This is a genomic window from Paenibacillus glacialis (assembly GCF_001637205.1).
Taxonomy (GTDB): domain Bacteria; phylum Bacillota; class Bacilli; order Paenibacillales; family Paenibacillaceae; genus Paenibacillus_AQ; species Paenibacillus_AQ glacialis.
In genome coordinates this window covers 170,093-189,511 of sequence record NZ_LVJH01000002.1, presented here as the reverse complement: position 1 = coordinate 189,511, position 19,419 = coordinate 170,093, and the positions used below count along the sequence as shown (strand labels likewise).

Below are 19,419 nucleotides of genomic sequence, written 5' to 3'. Positions count from 1 at the left end.
GGAGAGATAACTATGGCAACAACTTATGATCCGATGGACCTGACGGTGACCATTGGTGGGATATATATTACTGGATTCTCAGAAGATATGGTGGAATTTGAGAAGGATGAAGATGCACAGACAGCTAAGGTAGGGTCTCAGGGTGATGTTGTCATGACGAAAGTGAATAACCCATTGGGAACACTCACATTGACTTTATTTCCAACAAGTCCGCAGGTGGCATACTTGGACAAGCTAGCACGAACAGGTACTCTTGTGCCGATCTCGATTATTTTTAATGGAGAACCTAAGGAAACGATTACAGTTACGCAAGCCTTTGTTAAAAAGCCAGCAACACGTACGTATGGTAATGAAGCAGAAGACCGCCAGTATGAAATTCAATGCCTTGACCATGTGGTCGAGTAAATTAAAGGAGACGATCATTCATGTTTAAACAGAAAAATTATACATCTAAAGCTTTGGAGAAAGAATATATGTTCCAACATCCAGGGGTACGTACCGTATCCAAAATTAAGGATGCAGCGATGAACAAACACGGTGTTGTTCTTGAGGAACGTCTAGCCGAAGAAGTGCTAAAGCATGTTGTCGTGAATCCCAAATTGAAAATTGATGATTTCTCGAACTATAAGGAATACACCGAAGTCATCAATGCAGCATATGCATTCATCTCGGGGCAAGACGAGGACGGTGACTCGGATGACCATCAGCAAGGCGGAAGCCCGCAGGAAAGCTAAAGAGAATTGGTTCATGTGGCGGCTCATGTTATCTGATATGAAGATTTCGTACAGTGATCTAGATAAGATGGATAACGACGATCTCGCAGAAGCGAATGCGGCCCTGGATATTTACATGGAGCATCAAAAAAAGGAAATGAATAAGAAATGAGTACCCAATTCGGGTGCTCTTTCTTTCATGTGAGGTGGTTTATTTGAGTGAGGGAATCATAGGTAATCGTACGTATGTGATAGACATCAAAGTTATTAATTTTGACGAAGCAGAAAAGAAGACAAGTAAATTAAAGGATATGGTAAATAAATTTAATGTAGCCTCCAAAGGTATGGTAATACCCAAAGTAATATCAATAGGTCAGCAGGCGATAACAGCAGCAAGTCAGTATACAGAAGCCATGACGACCATTCAACAAGCTACTGGAGCTACAAATGCACAGATGAAAGCCACAGAGGCTATTGCTAATAATTTGTACAAAGATAATTTTGGGAAGTCGTGGGGAGAATTAGGGAGCGCTATATCAACAACGATGCAGATCACGAAGCAGACTGGGGATGATCTTCAGAATACGACTAAGAATGCTTTGCTATTAAGAGATGCATTCGGTTATGGAATCAAAGATTCTGTTAAGACCGCAGATACGATGATGCAAACTTTTGGAGTTACTTCAGAGCAATCCATGGGTCTATTAGCGCAAGGTGCACAAAAAGGATTAGATCAGTCAGGGAAGCTTGTAGAAACGGCTAATCAATACTCTAAGCCATTTCAAGCGCTGGGATTCACTGCAAATGAAATGTTCGATACTTTAGCCGCTGGTTCGGATAACGGTGCACTTAGTCTGGATACCGTAGGCGCTGCGATTGGACAATTTAGCACGCTTTCTGCAAATGGATCAGAGGGGACGAAAAAGGCATTCGAATCCCTAGGACTGAATGCAGATCAAATGATCAGTACCTTTACTGCCGGTGGACCTCAGGCTAAGGAGTCGTTCTCAGGAATTATGCAGATGCTCTCTCAGATTGAAGATCCTATGAAACGAAACTCAATAGGTGTGGCCCTCATGGGAGATCAATTTAAATCACTGGATGCACCAATTATCGCTGCGATGGGGTCAGCAAGAAGTCAATTTGATATGACGAAAGATACGATGGCACAGATGGATCAGACAAATTTTGAATCACCTGGTGAAGCACTTGAAGTCATGGGAAGGCAGATTGAGACAGGGGTTCTAATTCCTCTTGGAATGATGCTTTTACCATTACTACAAACTGCTTCTGATATGGTAGGTTTTTTTGTTGATCATATTGATGTGTTGGGTCCTGCTTTAGCGGGGGTGGCGGCGGTGATTATAGGTGCTGTGATTCCAGCTGTATGGGCAATGGCGGCACCGTTTCTACCTATCATAGGAATTGCATTACTCGTGGGTGCTGCAATAGCTGGGATTATCCTAATTTTTAAAAATTTAGGAACAATTGTACCATGGATAGCCGAAAAACTAACTGGACTTATGGGTTTTTTAAGGACTTGGGGATTAAGTCTATTGATGATTATTGGTGGACCTATTATTTCTATAGTAGCCTTTGTAATAAGTTATTGGAATCAATTAGTAGATTTTACGATGGCGATATTCAGTATGATTGGAAATTTTATAAAAGCTAGATTTGATTTTATTAAATTGATTTTTTCTACAGTATGGCAGGTTATTGTAAGCATAGTTACAGGAAAATGGGGTGAGATATGGGGTATATTGGAAGGGTTTGGCTCAAAAATTTCTCAACTTTTTTTTAATACTTTGGATGGGGTAACTAATAACTTTAAAACGGGTGCTAATGCAATTATTAGCATACTTAATGATATGATCGCAAAAGTGAACAGTGCGCTTAGTTTTAAGCTACCTGAATTGTTAGGTGGATATGAGGTTAAAGTAAATATCCCTACAATTCCTACGATTCCTACTGGGTCGGCTTCTAAAGGTGTTACAGGAGGAGGTGGTGGTCGCCCCGCGCTTAATGGTAGTTTAGCTGTAGGACTAGATTATGTTCCTTTCGATGGTTTCATTGCTGAACTCCACAAGGGTGAGAGAGTCATGACAGCTGCGGAGAATAAAGCCTATTCATCCGCAGATCCAGCAAGAAGCTATCCAGCTAGAGTAGCACCAAGTAATGGTGGAGTCTCTATTAATGTAACCGTTCCTGTCACTGTGGAAGGTGGCTCAGGTACGCTTCCGAATGCACAGAATATGGGCGTTGTTGTTGCCCAAGAAGTTCAAAAAATATTGGAAAGCGTACTACGTCGTAACGGATTGGGGGCGATGGGATAATGGCATTACTCAACGGTCATTACATTCTAGTAGAGGATGAGAGCCCGAGTTATGAAGTGGAAATCACTGATCAGCCAGTGGATAGGGATATCGATCTTAGCGACCATGTTCAGCGTAAAGCCCGAACACTTTCGATTAGTGGCATCATTGTTGGTGACGATGCAGATAGGATAAGGACGATGATTGTGAAGGCTCAGGATCAAGGAGAGGTAGTTCACTTTTCGGGTCGAACAACTTTTAAAGGATTAATCTCAGGGTTCTCGCCTAAGCATGATCATACGATTATGGATGGATTCTCGTTCACGTTGAGCATGAAAGAGGTTCGAATTGCGGGTTCATCTTATGTTAAGGTTCCTCTTTCAATACCGATTAAAGCACAAGTCGCCAAGGCTGCGAATGCTGGAGTTAAGCAACCTCTTAGCAAAAAGAATAGTACGAATAAGGGGAGTAGCAACTCGAATGTGGTGAAGACGCCTCCCAAGAAGACGATAACGCCAAAGGTTCCGAAATCCACAAATAAGAGGGGAACACCATGGGAAATGCCGATGTAGGGGAGGGTGAGGATGTATGAATTATATTGATATTGAAAAGAATCTTATTCCGTATCGGTTTGATGTTTCACTTTCGGATGAGGTATTTACCTTTGAAGTGAATTACAACGAGGATTATGATTTCTTTACGGTCGATTTAGAACGAGATGGGGAAATATTAATTGTAGGTGAGAAGCTGATCTATGCGATGCCCCTCTTTTATGATGTCATGGATCATCGTTTCCCTAAAGTATCGATCATCCCATACGATGAATCTGAGAACAGTATAGATGTGACATGGGAAACACTCTCTGAGAGTGTTTTTTTATATGTCATTGAAAATGGGGAGGAAGAGGATGGCTAACTTTGGGCGAGTGGCAGAAATGATTGTCGCCAATCGTAAATTCAGTATGGATGATTTTGCAATGGAAGCTACCATTCCTTTTGATAATGATATTTTGCCGAATGAGAGTGAAATTAAAATTTGGAACTTATCGGATAAGACGTTGAACAACATAAAGTGTGATGCCCTATTGCAATTGAATGGTGGCTATCGTGGAGATGTGGGTCTTATGCTTCAGGGCTATATCTCAAAGGTTCAGACACAATGGGAGGGTGTTGATAAGGTAACATCTATCTTTGTGTTAGACAGTGAAGATAAGAATTACGCTAAGAAAGAAGTGAACGAAACCGCATTTGCTAAGAATACATCGGCTAGCTATATCATCAAGCAAATGGCTGCAATTATCAATCTACCTATAGCTCAAATGGACTTGAATGTGGACTATCAGTATAAAGAGGGTTACACAGCCAAGGGGATTGTCATTGAGATCCTTGCTAAGGTAGCGAAAGATTGCGGCACATCGGCTTTTATTAACAAAGGAAAACTCTATGTGCGAAGTTTACGTCGTGTAGGCGACAAGGTGTTTCGATTATCCAAAGGGACAGGTCTAATTGGGAAGCCAGAACGATTTGAAGAGGGTGGATTCAAAGGATATAATCTCAAATCACAATTACAGCACCGTATTACAACCGCGTCTGTTGTTGATCTGGTATCTCCACAATTTGAAGGCCGCTTATATGTTAGGAGTGGTAAGCATCATATTAGTCGCACGGGAGATTTCACCACGGAAATGGAGGCGATCATGTGAAAAATGATCCTGCTTCAACATTGTCCCAAGTGATTGCTCAGATGATGGTACACCAATTGAGTGCAGTTCATGTGGGCTTCCCATGTCGCGTCATTTCATTTGATGAAGTCACATGTAAGGCTGATGTGCAGCCGTTGGTCCGAACGTCAGATAGTGAACCTGCGATGATTCAGGGCGTCCCAGCGCTTGGACATCGATCCAAAGTGAATGAGATAGAACAGGTCTATAGACCATCCTTGAAGTCTGGGGACACGGTATATGTTGTGTGTGCTGATCGGGAGATCAAGAATGCTCTGAATGGGCAGGTCGCATCCGCAGACACAGAAAGAAGACATGACGTGAATGATGCAGTTATTGTGGGGGTGTTTGCATGCAGTCTTTAAAGTTGAATGAGACCGGAGATATTCTGATGAGTGCCTCAGGCAATTTAGTGATGGTTGAAGGTACAGAGGAAATCGCTCAATGTTGTCACATCGGAATTGGAACGAATAAAGGCGAGTGGTTTCTGAACCCGGATATGGGTATTACATTCTCTAAGTTTCTGGGGAAACAGATAAATGAGGAAGAGATGCGTGAAGAATTGACACAAGGACTGATGCAGGAAGAACGAATTCAGTCTGTGGATTTAATCAACTTCACAATCGAGAAGAATTCCCGGACGCTACTGGTAACATTTGATGCTACGAGTACAGAGGGAGAACGGATACAAGCGAAAGAGGTGAGTCTTGGTGCTGGATAGAACAGGATTTAAGCGCAGACGGTTTGAGGACCTTTTTGCAGAAATGAATGATAAGGCTAAAGAGACGTTTGGAGATAAAGTAAATACTTCCGAAAGATCACCGTTAGGCATTATTCTACGTATCTTTGCATGGTTTCTTTCTAAGTTATGGGTCACAGCAGAGGATGTATACAACAGTAGTTATATTAATAGTGCAGAAGGCAGTAGCTTGGATCGATTGGGACCTCATGTGGGCATCACTCGGGTCTTAGATCAATATGCTAGAGGTTCTGTTCAATTGACGGGAGCAGCGGGTCACACGTTGGTACAAGGATTTCGTGTCGCAACAGAAGCGAAAGTCTACTTCGATACAACGCAAGATATAACGTTTGATAGCAACAGCACAGCAATAGTTCCTATTGAAGCTGTAGAACCAGGTCAGGGAGGTAATGTCTCTGCTGGTTTGATTAACGTCATTGTAAATCCAACTCCGGATGTTACAGGTGTGACCAATGTAGTACCAACCGCAGGTGGACGAGAGAAAATGACAGACTCCGAATTTCGAGATTTATTTACTCAGTCAGTTGCGGGTGGCGGTGCGGCTTCGATTGACGCCCTAATTGGAGCTTTGCTCAGAATTAGTACGGTTAGAGCAGCTACGGTTATTCAAAATTTCACTAATGAATTGGACACTGCTGGGCGCCCTCCTCATACCTATCAATGTTATGTGCTTGGTGGAGATGATGACGAGATCGCACAAGTTATATTTTCAACCGGAGCGGGTGGCATTGAGTCATACGGAGATGTTGTGAATACGGTCCTAGACATTGGTGGCTATGGTCATGAGGTGAAATTCAGTCGAGCGCAAGAAGTGATTTTGCAGGTTGTTGTCACGCTTACGACCAATGAACAGTACCCCGCAGACGGGGATGAGCAGATTCGTTCAGCGATTGTTCGTTACATTGGTGGAGAAGATGGTGGCAGTTACTACAATGGACTATCGATGGGTGCACCTGCTGTATACAACAAGTTGGTCAGTGCAGTAGATCAAATTGAAGGTATAGAGGATTTTACGTTAAAAGTGGGTAAAAATGATGTTATGGAAGAGGGTAACGTTACTTTAGAACGGTATCAAGTCGCGCAGATTAATGCCAAGGACATTGTGGTGAATCGTCATGTTTAGTGTGAAGGACATGATGTCGCGATTCGCGGACGTATTCAACAAAAATCCGAATAGTAATATCGGCAAATTAATCGGTATTCTATACGGTCAGATGGACGAGTTAAATACTTCTCTTGAGAAGGTTCGCGAGTGGCGTGACATTGATAAAGCCCAAGGGTCGACGTTGGATCGTATCGGGCAGAATGTCATTCAGCCACGTGGTGCAGCGACAGATGAAGTGTATAGGGTGCTGTTAAAGTCTAAGATCGCTAGAAATTTATCGAAAACAGACATTAACACGATTATACGAGTACTTGCTCTGGCATTGGATTGTGATTATAAAGATATTCAGATTCAAGAAAAGTTCAGTGATCCATTTGAGCCGGAAGCGGCATCTCTATCCTTAATGCGAATACCAATGAAAAGACTGAATGAAGTGGGAATGTCTCCATCACAATTTGCGAAGATCATTCAAAAGACAGTAGCTGCTGGCGTTAGTATTGCTCAGATCGAATTGACAGGTACATTTCGGTTGTCATCCATTTATGATGGATTACAACAGGATGTCTTTGGATTATCTGACCCAGATATGACCGTTGGTGGCACGCTCGGAGAAGTATATGTACCAGGCAATGATTACGAATTACCGATATAGGAGGGGTTATCGTGGCATTTAATAAACAAGCACCAAAGTGGGGAGCAATTGGAATTGAGCCTCCCGAATCCAAAAGAAATATAGGTTGGGAAGTAGAAGATCGTCCGCCTGCGGCGTGGTTGAATTGGTTCATGAATCTGACTGCTGAATCACTTCAGGAGTTGCAAAGTAAGGCAGCAGAGAAAACATATGTTGAGGATAAAATAGCTGAAGCGATTGCGGGGATTGACGTAGATATTCCTGATGCATCGTTAACGGTAAAAGGGATCATACAACTGAATAGTGCTGTGAATAGTACGTCAGAGACGGAGGCAGCGACGCCGAAGGCGGTGAAGATGGCATATGATGAGGCGCAAGCGGGAAAGCAAGCTGGCAATGAGCGTAAAGCGGAAGTGGTTGCCGCGCTCATTGCCAAGGGTATCCATGCGACTACAGATGAATTGTGGGCAACCCTCATACCTAAAATTACGGCAATCGTAACAGCGACAGGAACCGCAGCATTAGCCGATGTATTGGCAGGGAAGACATTCAGTACAGCCGCAGGAAACGCGATGGTTGGGACCATGCCTAACAGGGCAGGAACGCTCCAGGGGTCTACTGGTGTGGGTAACGGGGCTGGTGATGTCACGATAACGCCCCCTATCGGGTACTATGACGGAAAAGCTAATACACAGGTAAAAGCCTGGGACCCTAATTTCATTTCAGCTAATATCCGAGCAGGAACAACCATATTCGGGGTTCCTGGAAGTCCTACCGTAGTAGACACAGCAATTGGGTATCTTGACCCAAACGTGATACTAAAAGGAAATTCGGGTTGGTGGAACGGTAAGTGGTTTGAGGGTGCCATGCCTAATAGAAGCGCAGAAAACCAACATATGCCAGCGATTGCCGCGACTGTTTTTACAGGTGACCGCGTTTTTTTACAGCCGCCGCACGGCTTTTATAATGGCGCATCTTGGGTGGCTACTCCGGCGCCTGCATTGATACCTGGAAACATAAAAAAAGGCGTTGATATACTGGGTATGGTCGGTACAGCAAGTACCATGAAACACGACTTCACACAATACGCGTCATTTATAAGTGATGTGCATCATAGCGATTTTAAACCTCAGAAACTCTTAGATGATGGAAGTATTGTAGGTAGAACGACAGGGTCTGAATTTGAGCAAAGAGATAGAAATGGGAATCGTAGCAAGCGTATACCGTATAATGGAATGACTTACATTGGGTACATCAACAGTAACGAGTTGTACTACTACACCTACCTTTCGGGGACAACTAATATACGCGTTTGTAATGATAGCGGTACGATTTTAAAAGGTGGGGAAGTTAACGAAAACGAGGGTACCCCACTGATAGCCGATGGCGATGGTGCTAATACCTATATTTATGGAAATACCGGAAAGCTGCATTGTCTCACTAAAAATTTAGTTTTAGTGAAGTCTATTTCAACAGATACACAGAGCCAAATAGGTAATGCAACAATGACTAAATTAGTCGGAGATAACTTGTACCTGTCAGGCATGTACGTTAATGTAGCATTTACAGCTGTGATAAACATACCGGCACAAACAATAAAAGTATCTTATGCGCCTCTTGCTTTATTCGCTCTACAATCATTAGCATAAAAAAGGAGAATGATACTATGGGAACATTGTATTTTTATTTAATCACTAATTTAACTACGTTTGGGGTTTACGATTACAAAGGTCTTGATATTGATCAATTCTTGGCGGGATCGCAAGTCTACAATGATGCGGATAATGAGTTTTCGGTAGCTAGTACAGAGGATTATCAAGGCGGTCATGTCAATGTAACAATGATCGGCGAGAGTGATTACACAACATATCGCGAAACGTATTTACCTAAACCAGTCGAGCCGATCACAGAGGACAAATACAAAGAGCTATTGGCGCGGCAAGATGCGGCAGACCTAGCAATCATGGCATTGATGGATTCAGTCACGATGGGATAATAAGTAATGACTTGAAAGGGGTGAATATATATGTTTCCGTACTTATCTCTAATGTGGGTATCTGGTAAAGTAACAGACGAAAAATTGCAGGCTTATGTCCCTAAAGTTATCACACAGGAAGAAAAAGATTTAATCGTCGTTACTCCACAGAATTAAAGTAAACACGCTCGATACATGAAGCGTGTTTTTTTGTGCCCTCGGATCCTCGGGGGCTATTTTTATAAATAGAAACGGGGGAGATATAGCATGGAAAGATTGGATTTGAGCTTAAAGTGGGGCATTGCATTATTTGGGACTATAGGGACTTATTTCTTTGGAGAATGGTCTGAACTGATTTCATTTTTTCTACTTGCGATTGTGATCGATTATTTAACGGGGATAGTTGCATCATTAAAAGTAGGTAACGGACTTAGTAGTAATGTTGGGTTTTGGGGATTGGCTAAAAAAGGGCTTATGATTCTTGTTGTGATTCTGGCACATCGATTAGACGAGTTGTTTGGGACCGATGTCATTATGGTCGGTTCGATTTATTTTTATTTGACGAATGAACTGATTTCAGTGACTGAGAACTATGGAAGGATGGGTCTGCCCCTACCGAATAAGATTAAAGACATCATATCTATTCTCAAACAAAAGGGTGGTGATCAATCATGAATCCATTTGAATCTTACAGATTAACAAGTCCATTCGGCATGCGTATGCATCCTGTATATAAAATCCCAAAATTCCACAAAGGCGTTGATCTCGTAACGACACCCTCCACGGGTCCGATCAATGCATTGGTAGCTGGTGAAGTCATTCATGCTAAAGAGGGTATGAAAGGTTCGGGATTCGGAGGTTATGGTATCGTGGTCGCAATTAAGGATAACAAAGGATATCTTCATTGTTATGCTCATTTGTCTGCTGCATCGGTAAGTGTAGGGGATACGGTGAAAAAAGGACAAAAAGTGGGTCTTCAAGGTAGTACAGGAGTGTCCACAGGTGCACATCTTCATTATGAGATCCGTAAATCTTGCGCACCCTCCTATGGATATACGGATTCGGAAAACGGTGTGGTGGAGCCTACGAAGTACTTGCAAGACTTTTTTTCCAACGAGGAGATATTAAACCTAGACAAGAAAGATGCAAACTCCATCATCGATAAGTATCTTAAGCCAGCATGGGGGAATGCCAAGACATCAGCAGATAAACAGGAGATTGGTAGATTGGCTGATGAATTACGGATGGCTTCAGGACAGATCAAACAGAATGGATAAGCAAAGCAAATTCACAAGCGCTTGGGAATTTGACCACAAGTCCTGCTGACTTCGGTCGGTGGGGCTTATTTGTTTGTATACTTTCACCCTTCTAAATTCCAAGTCAATCAATTTGTCCTATCGGGGACTATTATCACATTTACAACATATTTATTCTCAAGGGGATCTTGACCATGAAGCAAGTTATGAAGACCTCCAAGGTATAGTGAATTACTTTACTTCATTCTGTTGATTTGAAAAGGAGTAGTGATAACGTATGGTGAATCAGAATTTAAATGATGTCTTGTCTTTTGCTTCGCTGTTATCCGTATTTGTAATGGCGGTTGTTCAACTGGTCAAAATCACGATAAATCTACCTAAGAATATTATTCCTTTAGTTGGGGTGCTCATTGGGCTACTGCTGGGGTTAGCATTTTACCCGTTTACAGATCTACAGACAGTAGAAAGGCTGTGGGGCGGAGGACTGGCAGGACTAGCAGCTACAGGATTGTTCGAGTTAGCTTTTAATAAACGAGCTGGTAACACGATAGTGAATTTAGTTAATAGAGATAGCAACGACAGTAAGGACAATAAGGATAATGAAAAAAAGTAAATCGGTTTGGATCGAAGTAAAATAGATGAGGTCAATGACCTTCCTTATTCAGTGCCCTTGCTTCGGCAAGGGGCCTTTTTTACATTTTGCGCAAACTTACATAACTAAGAGTTCCATTCCCAAATTCTTTCTGATATACTGTAACCAGTAATTCACAAATACGAATGATGAGGTAACCACGACGCCCATGAAGTAAACCATCTATTTCTCAATAAACTGCATGTAACTGAAACAGGCAGTCTCTACGGTGTGTAGAGGTGAGGATAGGTGTGTCCAAATTAGGGTGTATCGTTACAAATGGGCTTTGTGGCCTCTTTGACGGTTTCTCTCTGTTTAAGTCATCTTATCGATAACCTTTCACCGTAGGCCTATGCCTGCGGTTTTCTTTTGCACATTTAGAAAGGGTGATGATGGATGATGAATATCGTACGTGGTAGAAATTTGGCTAAAGAATGGCAGGGGAAAGTCTGCTTTGAACAAGTAGACATTGATATATATGAAGGCGAAAGAATAGCACTATTTGGGAGCAATGGTGTTGGGAAGACGACGCTTCTTGAAATATTAGCAGGTGAGGAAAAACCCACCGAAGGGACAATTGAACGCGGCCTTCCATTAGCTCAGTGGGGGGTTATGAAACAAACCTCGGCAGGGTTACTAGGGATGACTACGCTGGAAGCAGCGCAGGTTGATAGCACCGAGTTATATCAAATTAAGTGCCATATCAAGCGATTAGAAGATGAACTTGGTCACCGTACCAATACAATCGTTTCGAATGAATCTTTGTTAGAAGAATATGGGCATTGGTTGGAACGTTATGAACAAATGGACGGATTCAAATGGGAAGTGGATGTGGAGAAGATTCTGAATGTACTACACATTGGTGTTGAGCTATGGGGAATGCCATTCTCTCAATTAAGTGGAGGGCAGAAAACAAGAGTGCGTCTCGCATCTTTACTTGTACATCGTCCTAAATTTCTAATACTGGATGAGCCGACGAATCATTTAGATGAATCTAGTATTTTATGGTTAGAGAATTGGTTGACCCATTATGAGGGGACTGTATTATTTGTTTCTCATGATAGAACCTTTCTGGATCAAGTAGCTACTGGTGTGTGTGAACTGACGAATCAAGGTCTGAAGAAATACAACGGCGGTTATCGTGACTATCGTCGCGAGAAAGACCGGGAGATCCGTGAACAAGAGTCGTTGTATAAGCAACAACAGCTAGCAAGGAAAGCGCTAGAAGAATCGATACGTAGATACCAGGAATGGTTCAATAAAGCCGATCAAGCGGCTTCTAAGCAAGAAATGCCAAGTGCCACCAGTTTCTATAAGTCGAAGGCGAAGAAGAATATTTCTCGTTATCATGCGAAGCAGAAGGAAATGGAAAGGTTAGATGCGCAAAGCGTTCAGAAGCCGCGGAATGCCCCGAGTATAAAGATGAACTTGGAGGCAGAGGGGTTCGCTGCGCGTCACTTCTTAGAATTGAAGCAAGTCACATTTGGTTTTACAGAACATACAATATTAATCGATAGGTTGGACCTTCTTCTTTCTCGAGGGGATCGCCTTGCGGTTCGCGGTCCTAATGGTACGGGGAAATCTACCTTATTACAACTGATGATGAACAAGCTTATTCCTCAAGCGGGTGAGGTGCGAGCGCATCCAAGACTGAAGATAGGTTATTTCTCACAGGAGCTAGAAGGTCTAGACTTGGAGAAGACCCTGTTAGATAGCCTTCTTACTTTACCTGGTATGACAGAGACCAACGCACGAACTATTCTTGGATGTTTTCTATTTTCCCGTGAGAATGTGTTCAAAAGAATTGGGGATCTGAGCATGGGAGAAAAATGTAGGGCCGCTTTTCTACAGCTCTATTTCAGTGGGGCTAATCTACTTGTTCTTGATGAACCCACCAATTATCTTGATATTGCTACACGAGAAGTCATTGAAGATGCACTTCAGTCTTACTCAGGTGCCTTTATCATCGTCTCACATGATCGAATGTTAGTACGTAAATTGGCGAATCGCTTGCTGACCTTGTCTGAGGATCAGAAACCTCGGCTATTCGAAGGAACTGTAGAGGATGAAGAGGAGCATATCAAAAGGCGTGAAAGAGTGGGAAGAAGCGATGATTCTTCACAAGAGAATGAAAGAATTGAGTTAGAGTGGACACTTGCAAGATTGCTTAGTGATGAGGGAGGAACGGAAGTGGAGGAAATGGAGCGTCTCCAAAGTATACGAATGCTTCAGAAGCAATTGAAAAGTTTTTAAATAAGCTAAGATGAGTTACTCGGCTTAATTGTTGTAAATTAGTGGAATGAAATTGAAATAAAAGAACGCATAAGTTTTACTTGATACGCTATTTCTTATATTTCCGAAGGGACGGGTATCCGTCCTTGAGGGAAGATGTAGCCGCTTCTTCTTGCCAGTAGGCACAATTATGCTATAATTGGTGAATAGAGTGTTATGAATGAAATGCCATGATGGAGTAGAGTAAGCAGTGCCTCTTTACAGGGAGGAAACGTCGTTTGATTGAGAGCGTTTCTACAGAAATAGGCTGTTGAAGTTCCCTCCGGAGCAGTTCCTTGAACTTGTCGTATTCTGTGTAAGTCAGGATATCTAGCGATGACAGTAGAGGGTACCGGTTCACGATCCGTTACATCGTTTAAAGTGAGAATGTTGTGTTCAACTGACACGATTTCTAACAAGGGTGGTACCACGGTCTTTTCGTCCCTTTTTTCGGGAGGAAGGGCCTTTTTTGTTTAAAATTTAACGTACATTTATGGATTAAGGGGGCTTGAATGGCTATGAAAGAGAGATTGGAAGCATTGAAGAATGAGGCTCTGGCTCAGTTGCAAGAGGTGGACAGTCCGGAGACGCTGAATGATCTACGTGTGAAGTATTTGGGTAAGAAGGGCGCATTGACTGAGATTCTACGTGGAATGGGTTCATTGAGCGCAGAAGAAAGACCAGTCATAGGTCAAGTGGGAAATGAAGTGCGTGCGGCGATCGAGAGTGTGATCGAAGCTAAACAAAATGCTTTTCAAAAAGCAGAGACAGAGAAACGTCTACAAGCAGAGAAAGTGGATGTTACATTGCCTGGACGACCAATGGCACAAGGTGGCGTTCATCCCTTAAACAAGGTCATTCAAGACATTGAAGAAATTTTCATTGGAATGGGTTATAACATTTCGGAAGGTCCTGAAGTGGAGACGGATTATTTTAACTTTGAGGCACTTAACCTACCTAAGGATCATCCAGCTCGCGATATGCAGGATACCTTTTATATTACAGAAGAATTGTTGATGCGCACACAGACTTCTCCGGTGCAAATGCGTACGATGCAGAGCATGAATGGTGAATCTCCTGTCAAAATCATCTGCCCAGGTAAAGTATACCGCCGTGATGATGATGATGCGACGCACTCCTTCCAGTTCAATCAGATTGAAGGTCTTGTGATCGGCGAGAACATTCGTATGAGTGATCTTAAGGGCACGTTACAGCAGTTCGTTCAAGAAATGTTCGGACCCAGTACACAGATTCGTCTTCGCCCAAGTTTCTTCCCGTTCACAGAGCCTAGTGCTGAAGTGGATGTAACGTGCGTGAAATGTGGAGGAAGTGGATGCCGGATGTGTAAACAGACGGGTTGGCTAGAGATTCTAGGTTGCGGAATGGTTCATCCGAAGGTGTTGGAAGCAGGCGGTTATGATTCGGAGAAATATACTGGGTTTGCATTTGGTATGGGCGTAGAACGTATTGCGATTTTGAAATATGGTATTGACGATATTCGTCATTTCTACAATAGTGATATGGCTTTCTTGAAGCAGTTCTCACGGATTTAAATTTTGAAAAGAGGAAGGGGATCGTCATGAAGGTATCAACAGAATGGCTGAAGGACTACGTTACATTAGAGAACGTAGCGCCTAAGGATTTAGCGGAGCAAATTACACGTGCAGGTATTGAAATAGATGAGGTTGAGAACCGCAATAAAGGCGTGGACAAAATTGTTGTTGGTTATGTTGTTAGTAAAGAGAAACACCCTGACGCTGACAAATTGAATGTCTGCATCGTAAATGCAGGGCTGGAAGAAGAATTACAGATTGTCTGTGGAGCCAAGAATGTGGATGCAGGTCAGAAGGTTCCGGTAGCACTTATCGGTGCTACCATGCCTGATGGTATGCAGATTAAGAAGGCGAAACTTCGTGGCGTATTATCTCAAGGTATGATCTGTTCTGCTAAAGAACTAGGATTGAATGAGAAATTACTACCTAAAGCCCAACAAGAAGGTATCTTTGTCCTTCCTGAATCCGTAGAGATCGGCACACCTATTAGTCATGTACTTGGGTTAAATGATCAAGTGCTTGATTTCGATTTAACGCCTAACCGTTCAGACTGCCTCAGTATGCACGGTGCTGCATATGAAGTTGGCGCTATTCTAGGACGCGAAGTGAATATCCCCAATCCATTAGATCAACTTATTGAAGTAAGTGATGCAGCTGCAGAACATATTTCGGTTCGTATTAGCACTCCTGAATACTGTACCCACTATGCTGCTCGCTATATTACGGGTGTAACGATCACATCGTCTCCACAATGGATGCAGAATCGCTTGATGGCAGCGGGTGTACGTCCTATCAATAACATCGTAGACATCACCAACTATGTGATGTTGGAATATGGTCAACCTCTTCATGCTTTTGATGCGGATAAGTTGAACAAAGGTGCTATCGATGTTCGTTTTGCTAAAGACGGAGAGACGTTGATCACTTTGGATGATCAAGAGCGTAAGTTGGAGCCTCATATGCTACTTATTACGGACGGAGTGAAACCTATTGCCCTTGCGGGTGTTATGGGCGGAGCGAATTCCGAAGTTACAGAGCAAACAGTGAATATTCTGTTGGAATCTGCTCATTTTGACGGGGCTATTGTACGTAAAACATCTCGCCAGTTAGGTCTTCGTTCAGAAGCAAGTCTACGGTTTGAGAAAGAAGTCGATCGAGGTGTAGTTGTTCAGGCATTGAACAGAGCTGCTTCATTGATAGCTAGCCTTACTGGGGGCGCGGTACATCATGGTGTTGTTGAATCCATCGTTGAACCTGCTAAAGAGGTAACCATTACATTACGTCTTGAGAAGCTGAACGGTGTCTTAGGCACGGAACTATCTATGCTTGAAGTGAAAACTATATTTGCTCGCTTAAACTTCGATTGTGCTGATACGGCTCAGGGGATTATCGAAGTAAGAGTTCCCACTCGTCGCGGTGATATTACAACGGACGTTGATCTTATGGAGGAGATTGCTCGACTCTATGGGTACGATAATATTCCGACAACGCCTATTGAAGGACCAACGACTCCTGGAGCATATACGAAACCTCAAGCCTTACGTCGTGAATTACGGAGAATGTTAACTCACGGAGGATGGCAGGAGTTAATTAGCTATTCATTTACACATCCCGATCAAGCTGCAGTGTTTCCAGCATTAACAATCGGTAGTAAGCCTGTCAAACTATCGATGCCAATGAGTGAAGAGCGTAGCGTACTACGTACTAGTATTATTCCTCAGTTGTTAGATGCGGCTACTTACAACGTGAACCGCAAACATCCAGACTTAGCATTGTTCGAGATGGGTCATGTCTTCTTCACGGAAGAAGAACAATTGACTGTTCAGCCGAAAGAAATCCCAGTGTTGTCTTTGTTGCTTAGTGGTAATAAGGGGCAGAAACAGTGGAACGTAACGCCAGTGAAAGTGGATTTCTTTGATATCAAAGGAACGCTTGAAACATTGTTCAATCACCTTGGGTTACAGGATGCGGTTACCTATGTAGCGAACCAGCCAGAAGGATACCATCCTGGTCGTTCGGCATCTATCTACTTAGATAATGGCTCGGGTGTTAAAGTGTTGCTGGGTACACTTGGTCAGGTTCATCCACAGTTGCAACTAGATCGTGATCTTGAAGATGTTTATGTGGCGGAGCTATTGTTACAACCATTATTTGATAACACTGATTATGAGTTGAGATATCGGGATTTACCACGTTATCCTGCTGTTGAACGAGATATTGCAGTTGTGGTAGACGAGCGTACGGAAGCAGGAGCATTACTTGCTACGATCCGTGAAACTGCGGGAGAATTGTTGCAGACCGTGCAAGTATTTGATGTCTACACAGGAAGTAAACTAGGTGACAATAAGAAGAGTATTGCCATCTCACTTGTATATCGTCATCAGGACCGGACATTAACCGATGAAGAAGTAACTTCGGTACATGGAACAGTTGTAACGGCATTGGAACAAACTTTTGAAGCTGAATTAAGAAAATAGCAGGAATTGAACACAGTCACATCGAATCCATAGACATAATGATTCGATGTGACCTTTTTAGGAAAGAATCACATCTAAATTATGGATATGATGATTGCGAATCAGACAACTAAGAGCCAACACATATGAAGGAGGGAACAACAGTGAATATACCCGATCGTAATCGCGTCACCGTGGAAATCTACGGGACTTCTTATAAACTTGTCGGAAGCAGTTCTGACTATATGAAAAAAATTGCTCAATACGTTGATGAACGAATGAATGCGGTATCAAAGAATCACACTAGGCTCGATACACCCAAGATCGCGGTGCTCGCTGCTGTCCATATGGCTGAAGAAGCCATTCAGACTCAGGAAGTTCGTAATGAACTCAAGATGCTTACCGGAGAACGTAGCGAACTGAAAGCTGAGATCTTGAAGCTACTAGACAACCGTACGGAACAGACGGAGAAGTTGTTGAAGCAACAAGAGGAATCTGCCGTTGTTGTTAAAGAGAAAGAAGAACTTCAGGCGGAACTTAACCGAGTACAAGCTGAATTACAACAACAATTAGAGAATAATAAATTTTTGCTGGATAAGGAAATAGTCAAGAATCTGCAATTAACGCAGAATCAAGCTGATCAGGAGCAGAATCATAAACAGTCTGTTCTGGAATTAGATAAACAACTTGTAGATCTGCGAAATAGTAACAACCAATGGCAGACGAAATTGCGTGGCAATGAGAAGGAATTAAAGACAGCACAAGAAGTTCACGCACAATTGAGCGAACAATATAAACAGTCAGTACAAAGAGAGCAGACAGCTAAAGCTGATCAGCAATCTCTGCAGACTCAAGTTACGAAATTACACAGTGAAAGAAACCAAATCAAGGATAGTTTAGGGAAGTCCGAAACAGCACGCCAATTATTACAGAAGTCTCTTGAAGAGAGCGGCGCTACAGTCCGTAAACTTGAAGGCGAAGTGAATAAATTATTGGCAGAAACGAAGTCTTGGAAGATGCTTGCTGACAAGAGAGCTGAAGAAGTCGCTGATTTGGAACGAACTATATTAGAAGGAAATGAACAGAATGAGACACTCGAATCCGGCATGAAGTCAATTCATGATGAATTGAGTGTATTGAAGGAACAATCTGTGCTGGAACTGAATAAACGAGAAACACTTGAGTATGAGTTACTACAACTCCAGCAGCAGTTCGAAGATGTGCAAGAAGTTTATCGTGAAACGGTGAGACGTGATGAGGATGCAAGAGTGGAGAATCTGATGTTGCTAGAAGAGAAAGAAGAGAATGAACGGCTATTGAAAGAGTTACAAGATAAGATCATAGAGATTTCTTCTCGTGAATCCGACAATCAGGTCTTATTAGAATCTACTCATGATGAACTGAGCGTACTGAAGGAGCAATCCGAACAGGAAGTGAATAGACGCCAAACGGTTGAGAATGAATTACTTCATCTGCAACAGCAATACGAAGATGTGCAAGAGGTCTATCGTGAAACGTTGAGACGGGATGAGGATGCAAGAGTAGAGAATGTGATGTTGTTAGAAGAGAAAGAAGAGAATGAACGGTTATTGAAAGAGTTACAAGATAAGATAATAGAAGTAGCTTCTCGTGAATCCGACAATCAGGTCTTGCTAGAGACTGCTCAATATTCATTGAAGGAATGGATAGAGCGGTATAATGAACTTGAGAGTAAGCAATCTGCATGGGGAGAGGAAGAGCAGAAGCTTCAGGCAGAATTAGATATCTGGCAACAAGAGATTGCTGCAACAGAACAACAACGTGAAGAGTTACGTGGGGAAAAGGAAAATGTGGCTCAAGAGTTACGTGAGATTGGAGAGTCCTTCGAACTTGTGGCTCACCAATATCGTCTTCTTCAGGTGGAACATGATATGCAGTTGAAACAGACGAACCAGCTTCAGGAAGAACATCGTAAGCTCTGTGAGGAATACGGAAAATTACAAAGTGAGTATAACGAATGGATAGAGCTGATCGAACAGGATAAAGGTTGAATA

21 protein-coding genes are annotated in these 19,419 nt (G+C 42.6%); all 21 read left to right on the top strand.

Features of this window, described 5'->3' with window-relative positions:
* Positions 1-12: 12 nt before the first annotated feature.
* The 21 genes from PGLA_RS01310 (at position 13) to zapA (ending at position 19,416) form a co-directional block, all read left to right on the top strand.
* The gene (locus PGLA_RS01310; RefSeq protein WP_068527560.1) at positions 13-405 is read left to right on the top strand and encodes a phage structural protein; all 393 of its coding nucleotides are present in this window, start codon (positions 13-15) and stop codon (positions 403-405) included.
* Positions 406-425: 20 nt separating this feature from the next.
* Complete coding sequence (locus tag PGLA_RS01305; protein ID WP_068527557.1) at positions 426-734, top strand: hypothetical protein; 309 nt, start codon at positions 426-428, stop codon at positions 732-734.
* Complete coding sequence (locus tag PGLA_RS27250; RefSeq protein ID WP_139331556.1) at positions 697-885, top strand: hypothetical protein; 189 nt, start codon at positions 697-699, stop codon at positions 883-885. Before PGLA_RS01305 ends, PGLA_RS27250 begins: the two co-directional genes overlap by 38 nt.
* Positions 886-928: 43 nt before the next feature.
* Positions 929-3,049: a phage tail tape measure protein gene (locus PGLA_RS01300; RefSeq protein WP_068527556.1), complete on the top strand. Its 2,121-nt coding sequence runs from the start codon at positions 929-931 to the stop codon at positions 3,047-3,049.
* Positions 3,049-3,600: a phage baseplate protein gene (locus PGLA_RS01295; protein ID WP_068527553.1), complete on the top strand. Its 552-nt coding sequence runs from the start codon at positions 3,049-3,051 to the stop codon at positions 3,598-3,600. Before PGLA_RS01300 ends, PGLA_RS01295 begins: the two co-directional genes overlap by 1 nt.
* Before the next feature lie 16 nt (positions 3,601-3,616).
* Entirely contained in the window at positions 3,617-3,943 is a 327-nt protein-coding gene (locus tag PGLA_RS01290; protein ID WP_068527550.1) for a phage baseplate plug family protein, read from the top strand.
* The gene (locus PGLA_RS01285; RefSeq protein WP_068527549.1) at positions 3,936-4,730 is read left to right on the top strand and encodes a phage protein; all 795 of its coding nucleotides are present in this window, start codon (positions 3,936-3,938) and stop codon (positions 4,728-4,730) included. Before PGLA_RS01290 ends, PGLA_RS01285 begins: the two co-directional genes overlap by 8 nt.
* Complete coding sequence (locus tag PGLA_RS01280) at positions 4,727-5,113, top strand: Gp138 family membrane-puncturing spike protein (protein ID WP_068527546.1); 387 nt, start codon at positions 4,727-4,729, stop codon at positions 5,111-5,113. The genes PGLA_RS01285 and PGLA_RS01280 overlap by 4 nt, the downstream gene beginning before the upstream one ends.
* Complete coding sequence (locus PGLA_RS01275) at positions 5,101-5,469, top strand: DUF2634 domain-containing protein (RefSeq protein WP_068527544.1); 369 nt, start codon at positions 5,101-5,103, stop codon at positions 5,467-5,469. Before PGLA_RS01280 ends, PGLA_RS01275 begins: the two co-directional genes overlap by 13 nt.
* Positions 5,459-6,631, top strand: a complete 1,173-nt coding sequence (locus PGLA_RS01270) for a baseplate J/gp47 family protein (RefSeq protein WP_068527543.1) — start codon at positions 5,459-5,461, stop codon at positions 6,629-6,631. The genes PGLA_RS01275 and PGLA_RS01270 overlap by 11 nt, the downstream gene beginning before the upstream one ends.
* Entirely contained in the window at positions 6,624-7,265 is a 642-nt protein-coding gene (locus PGLA_RS01265; RefSeq protein ID WP_068527541.1) for a hypothetical protein, read from the top strand. The genes PGLA_RS01270 and PGLA_RS01265 overlap by 8 nt, the downstream gene beginning before the upstream one ends.
* 11 nt (positions 7,266-7,276) lie before the next feature.
* Positions 7,277-8,893, top strand: a complete 1,617-nt coding sequence (locus PGLA_RS01260; RefSeq protein ID WP_068527538.1) for a tail fiber protein — start codon at positions 7,277-7,279, stop codon at positions 8,891-8,893.
* A 17-nt stretch (positions 8,894-8,910) separates the two neighbouring features.
* Positions 8,911-9,240 carry a hypothetical protein gene (locus PGLA_RS01255; protein ID WP_068527535.1) on the top strand — a complete coding sequence of 110 codons (330 nt, stop codon included), beginning with the start codon at positions 8,911-8,913 and terminating at the stop codon, positions 9,238-9,240.
* Positions 9,241-9,270: 30 nt separating this feature from the next.
* Complete coding sequence (locus tag PGLA_RS29335; RefSeq protein ID WP_281197247.1) at positions 9,271-9,396, top strand: hypothetical protein; 126 nt, start codon at positions 9,271-9,273, stop codon at positions 9,394-9,396.
* Positions 9,397-9,486: 90 nt separating this feature from the next.
* Positions 9,487-9,894 (top strand): phage holin family protein, encoded by a 408-nt coding sequence (locus PGLA_RS01250; protein WP_211269480.1) that lies wholly within the window; start codon positions 9,487-9,489, stop codon positions 9,892-9,894.
* Entirely contained in the window at positions 9,891-10,496 is a 606-nt protein-coding gene (locus tag PGLA_RS29330) for a M23 family metallopeptidase (protein ID WP_068527532.1), read from the top strand. Before PGLA_RS01250 ends, PGLA_RS29330 begins: the two co-directional genes overlap by 4 nt.
* A gap of 256 nt (positions 10,497-10,752) precedes the next feature.
* Entirely contained in the window at positions 10,753-11,088 is a 336-nt protein-coding gene (locus PGLA_RS01240) for a holin (RefSeq protein ID WP_068527527.1), read from the top strand.
* Between the two features lie 414 nt (positions 11,089-11,502).
* Complete coding sequence (gene abc-f / locus PGLA_RS01235) at positions 11,503-13,359, top strand: ribosomal protection-like ABC-F family protein (protein ID WP_068527526.1); 1,857 nt, start codon at positions 11,503-11,505, stop codon at positions 13,357-13,359.
* Between the two features lie 536 nt (positions 13,360-13,895).
* Complete coding sequence (pheS, locus tag PGLA_RS01230; RefSeq protein WP_068528333.1) at positions 13,896-14,930, top strand: phenylalanine--tRNA ligase subunit alpha; 1,035 nt, start codon at positions 13,896-13,898, stop codon at positions 14,928-14,930.
* A 26-nt stretch (positions 14,931-14,956) separates the two neighbouring features.
* Positions 14,957-17,407 carry a phenylalanine--tRNA ligase subunit beta gene (pheT, locus tag PGLA_RS01225; RefSeq protein WP_068527524.1) on the top strand — a complete coding sequence of 817 codons (2,451 nt, stop codon included), beginning with the start codon at positions 14,957-14,959 and terminating at the stop codon, positions 17,405-17,407.
* Positions 17,408-17,550: 143 nt separating this feature from the next.
* On the top strand, positions 17,551-19,416 hold the full coding sequence (gene zapA, locus PGLA_RS01220; protein WP_068527516.1) for a cell division protein ZapA: 1,866 nt from the start codon (positions 17,551-17,553) through the stop codon (positions 19,414-19,416).
* Positions 19,417-19,419 lie beyond the last annotated feature (3 nt).

Coding starts and splice junctions, on each gene's coding strand:
- pheS (WP_068528333.1), top strand. CDS start 13,896: ATGAAAGAGAGATTGGAAGCATTGAAGAATGAGGCTCTGGCTCAGTTG.
- PGLA_RS01250 (WP_211269480.1), top strand. CDS start 9,487: ATGGAAAGATTGGATTTGAGCTTAAAGTGGGGCATTGCATTATTTGGG.
- PGLA_RS01305 (WP_068527557.1), top strand. CDS start 426: ATGTTTAAACAGAAAAATTATACATCTAAAGCTTTGGAGAAAGAATAT.
- PGLA_RS01265 (WP_068527541.1), top strand. CDS start 6,624: ATGTTTAGTGTGAAGGACATGATGTCGCGATTCGCGGACGTATTCAAC.
- PGLA_RS01255 (WP_068527535.1), top strand. CDS start 8,911: ATGGGAACATTGTATTTTTATTTAATCACTAATTTAACTACGTTTGGG.
- abc-f (WP_068527526.1), top strand. CDS start 11,503: ATGATGAATATCGTACGTGGTAGAAATTTGGCTAAAGAATGGCAGGGG.
- PGLA_RS29335 (WP_281197247.1), top strand. CDS start 9,271: ATGTTTCCGTACTTATCTCTAATGTGGGTATCTGGTAAAGTAACAGAC.
- PGLA_RS29330 (WP_068527532.1), top strand. CDS start 9,891: ATGAATCCATTTGAATCTTACAGATTAACAAGTCCATTCGGCATGCGT.
- PGLA_RS01310 (WP_068527560.1), top strand. CDS start 13: ATGGCAACAACTTATGATCCGATGGACCTGACGGTGACCATTGGTGGG.
- pheT (WP_068527524.1), top strand. CDS start 14,957: ATGAAGGTATCAACAGAATGGCTGAAGGACTACGTTACATTAGAGAAC.
- PGLA_RS01295 (WP_068527553.1), top strand. CDS start 3,049: ATGGCATTACTCAACGGTCATTACATTCTAGTAGAGGATGAGAGCCCG.
- PGLA_RS01290 (WP_068527550.1), top strand. CDS start 3,617: ATGAATTATATTGATATTGAAAAGAATCTTATTCCGTATCGGTTTGAT.
- PGLA_RS01285 (WP_068527549.1), top strand. CDS start 3,936: ATGGCTAACTTTGGGCGAGTGGCAGAAATGATTGTCGCCAATCGTAAA.
- PGLA_RS01240 (WP_068527527.1), top strand. CDS start 10,753: ATGGTGAATCAGAATTTAAATGATGTCTTGTCTTTTGCTTCGCTGTTA.
- PGLA_RS01275 (WP_068527544.1), top strand. CDS start 5,101: ATGCAGTCTTTAAAGTTGAATGAGACCGGAGATATTCTGATGAGTGCC.
- PGLA_RS27250 (WP_139331556.1), top strand. CDS start 697: ATGACCATCAGCAAGGCGGAAGCCCGCAGGAAAGCTAAAGAGAATTGG.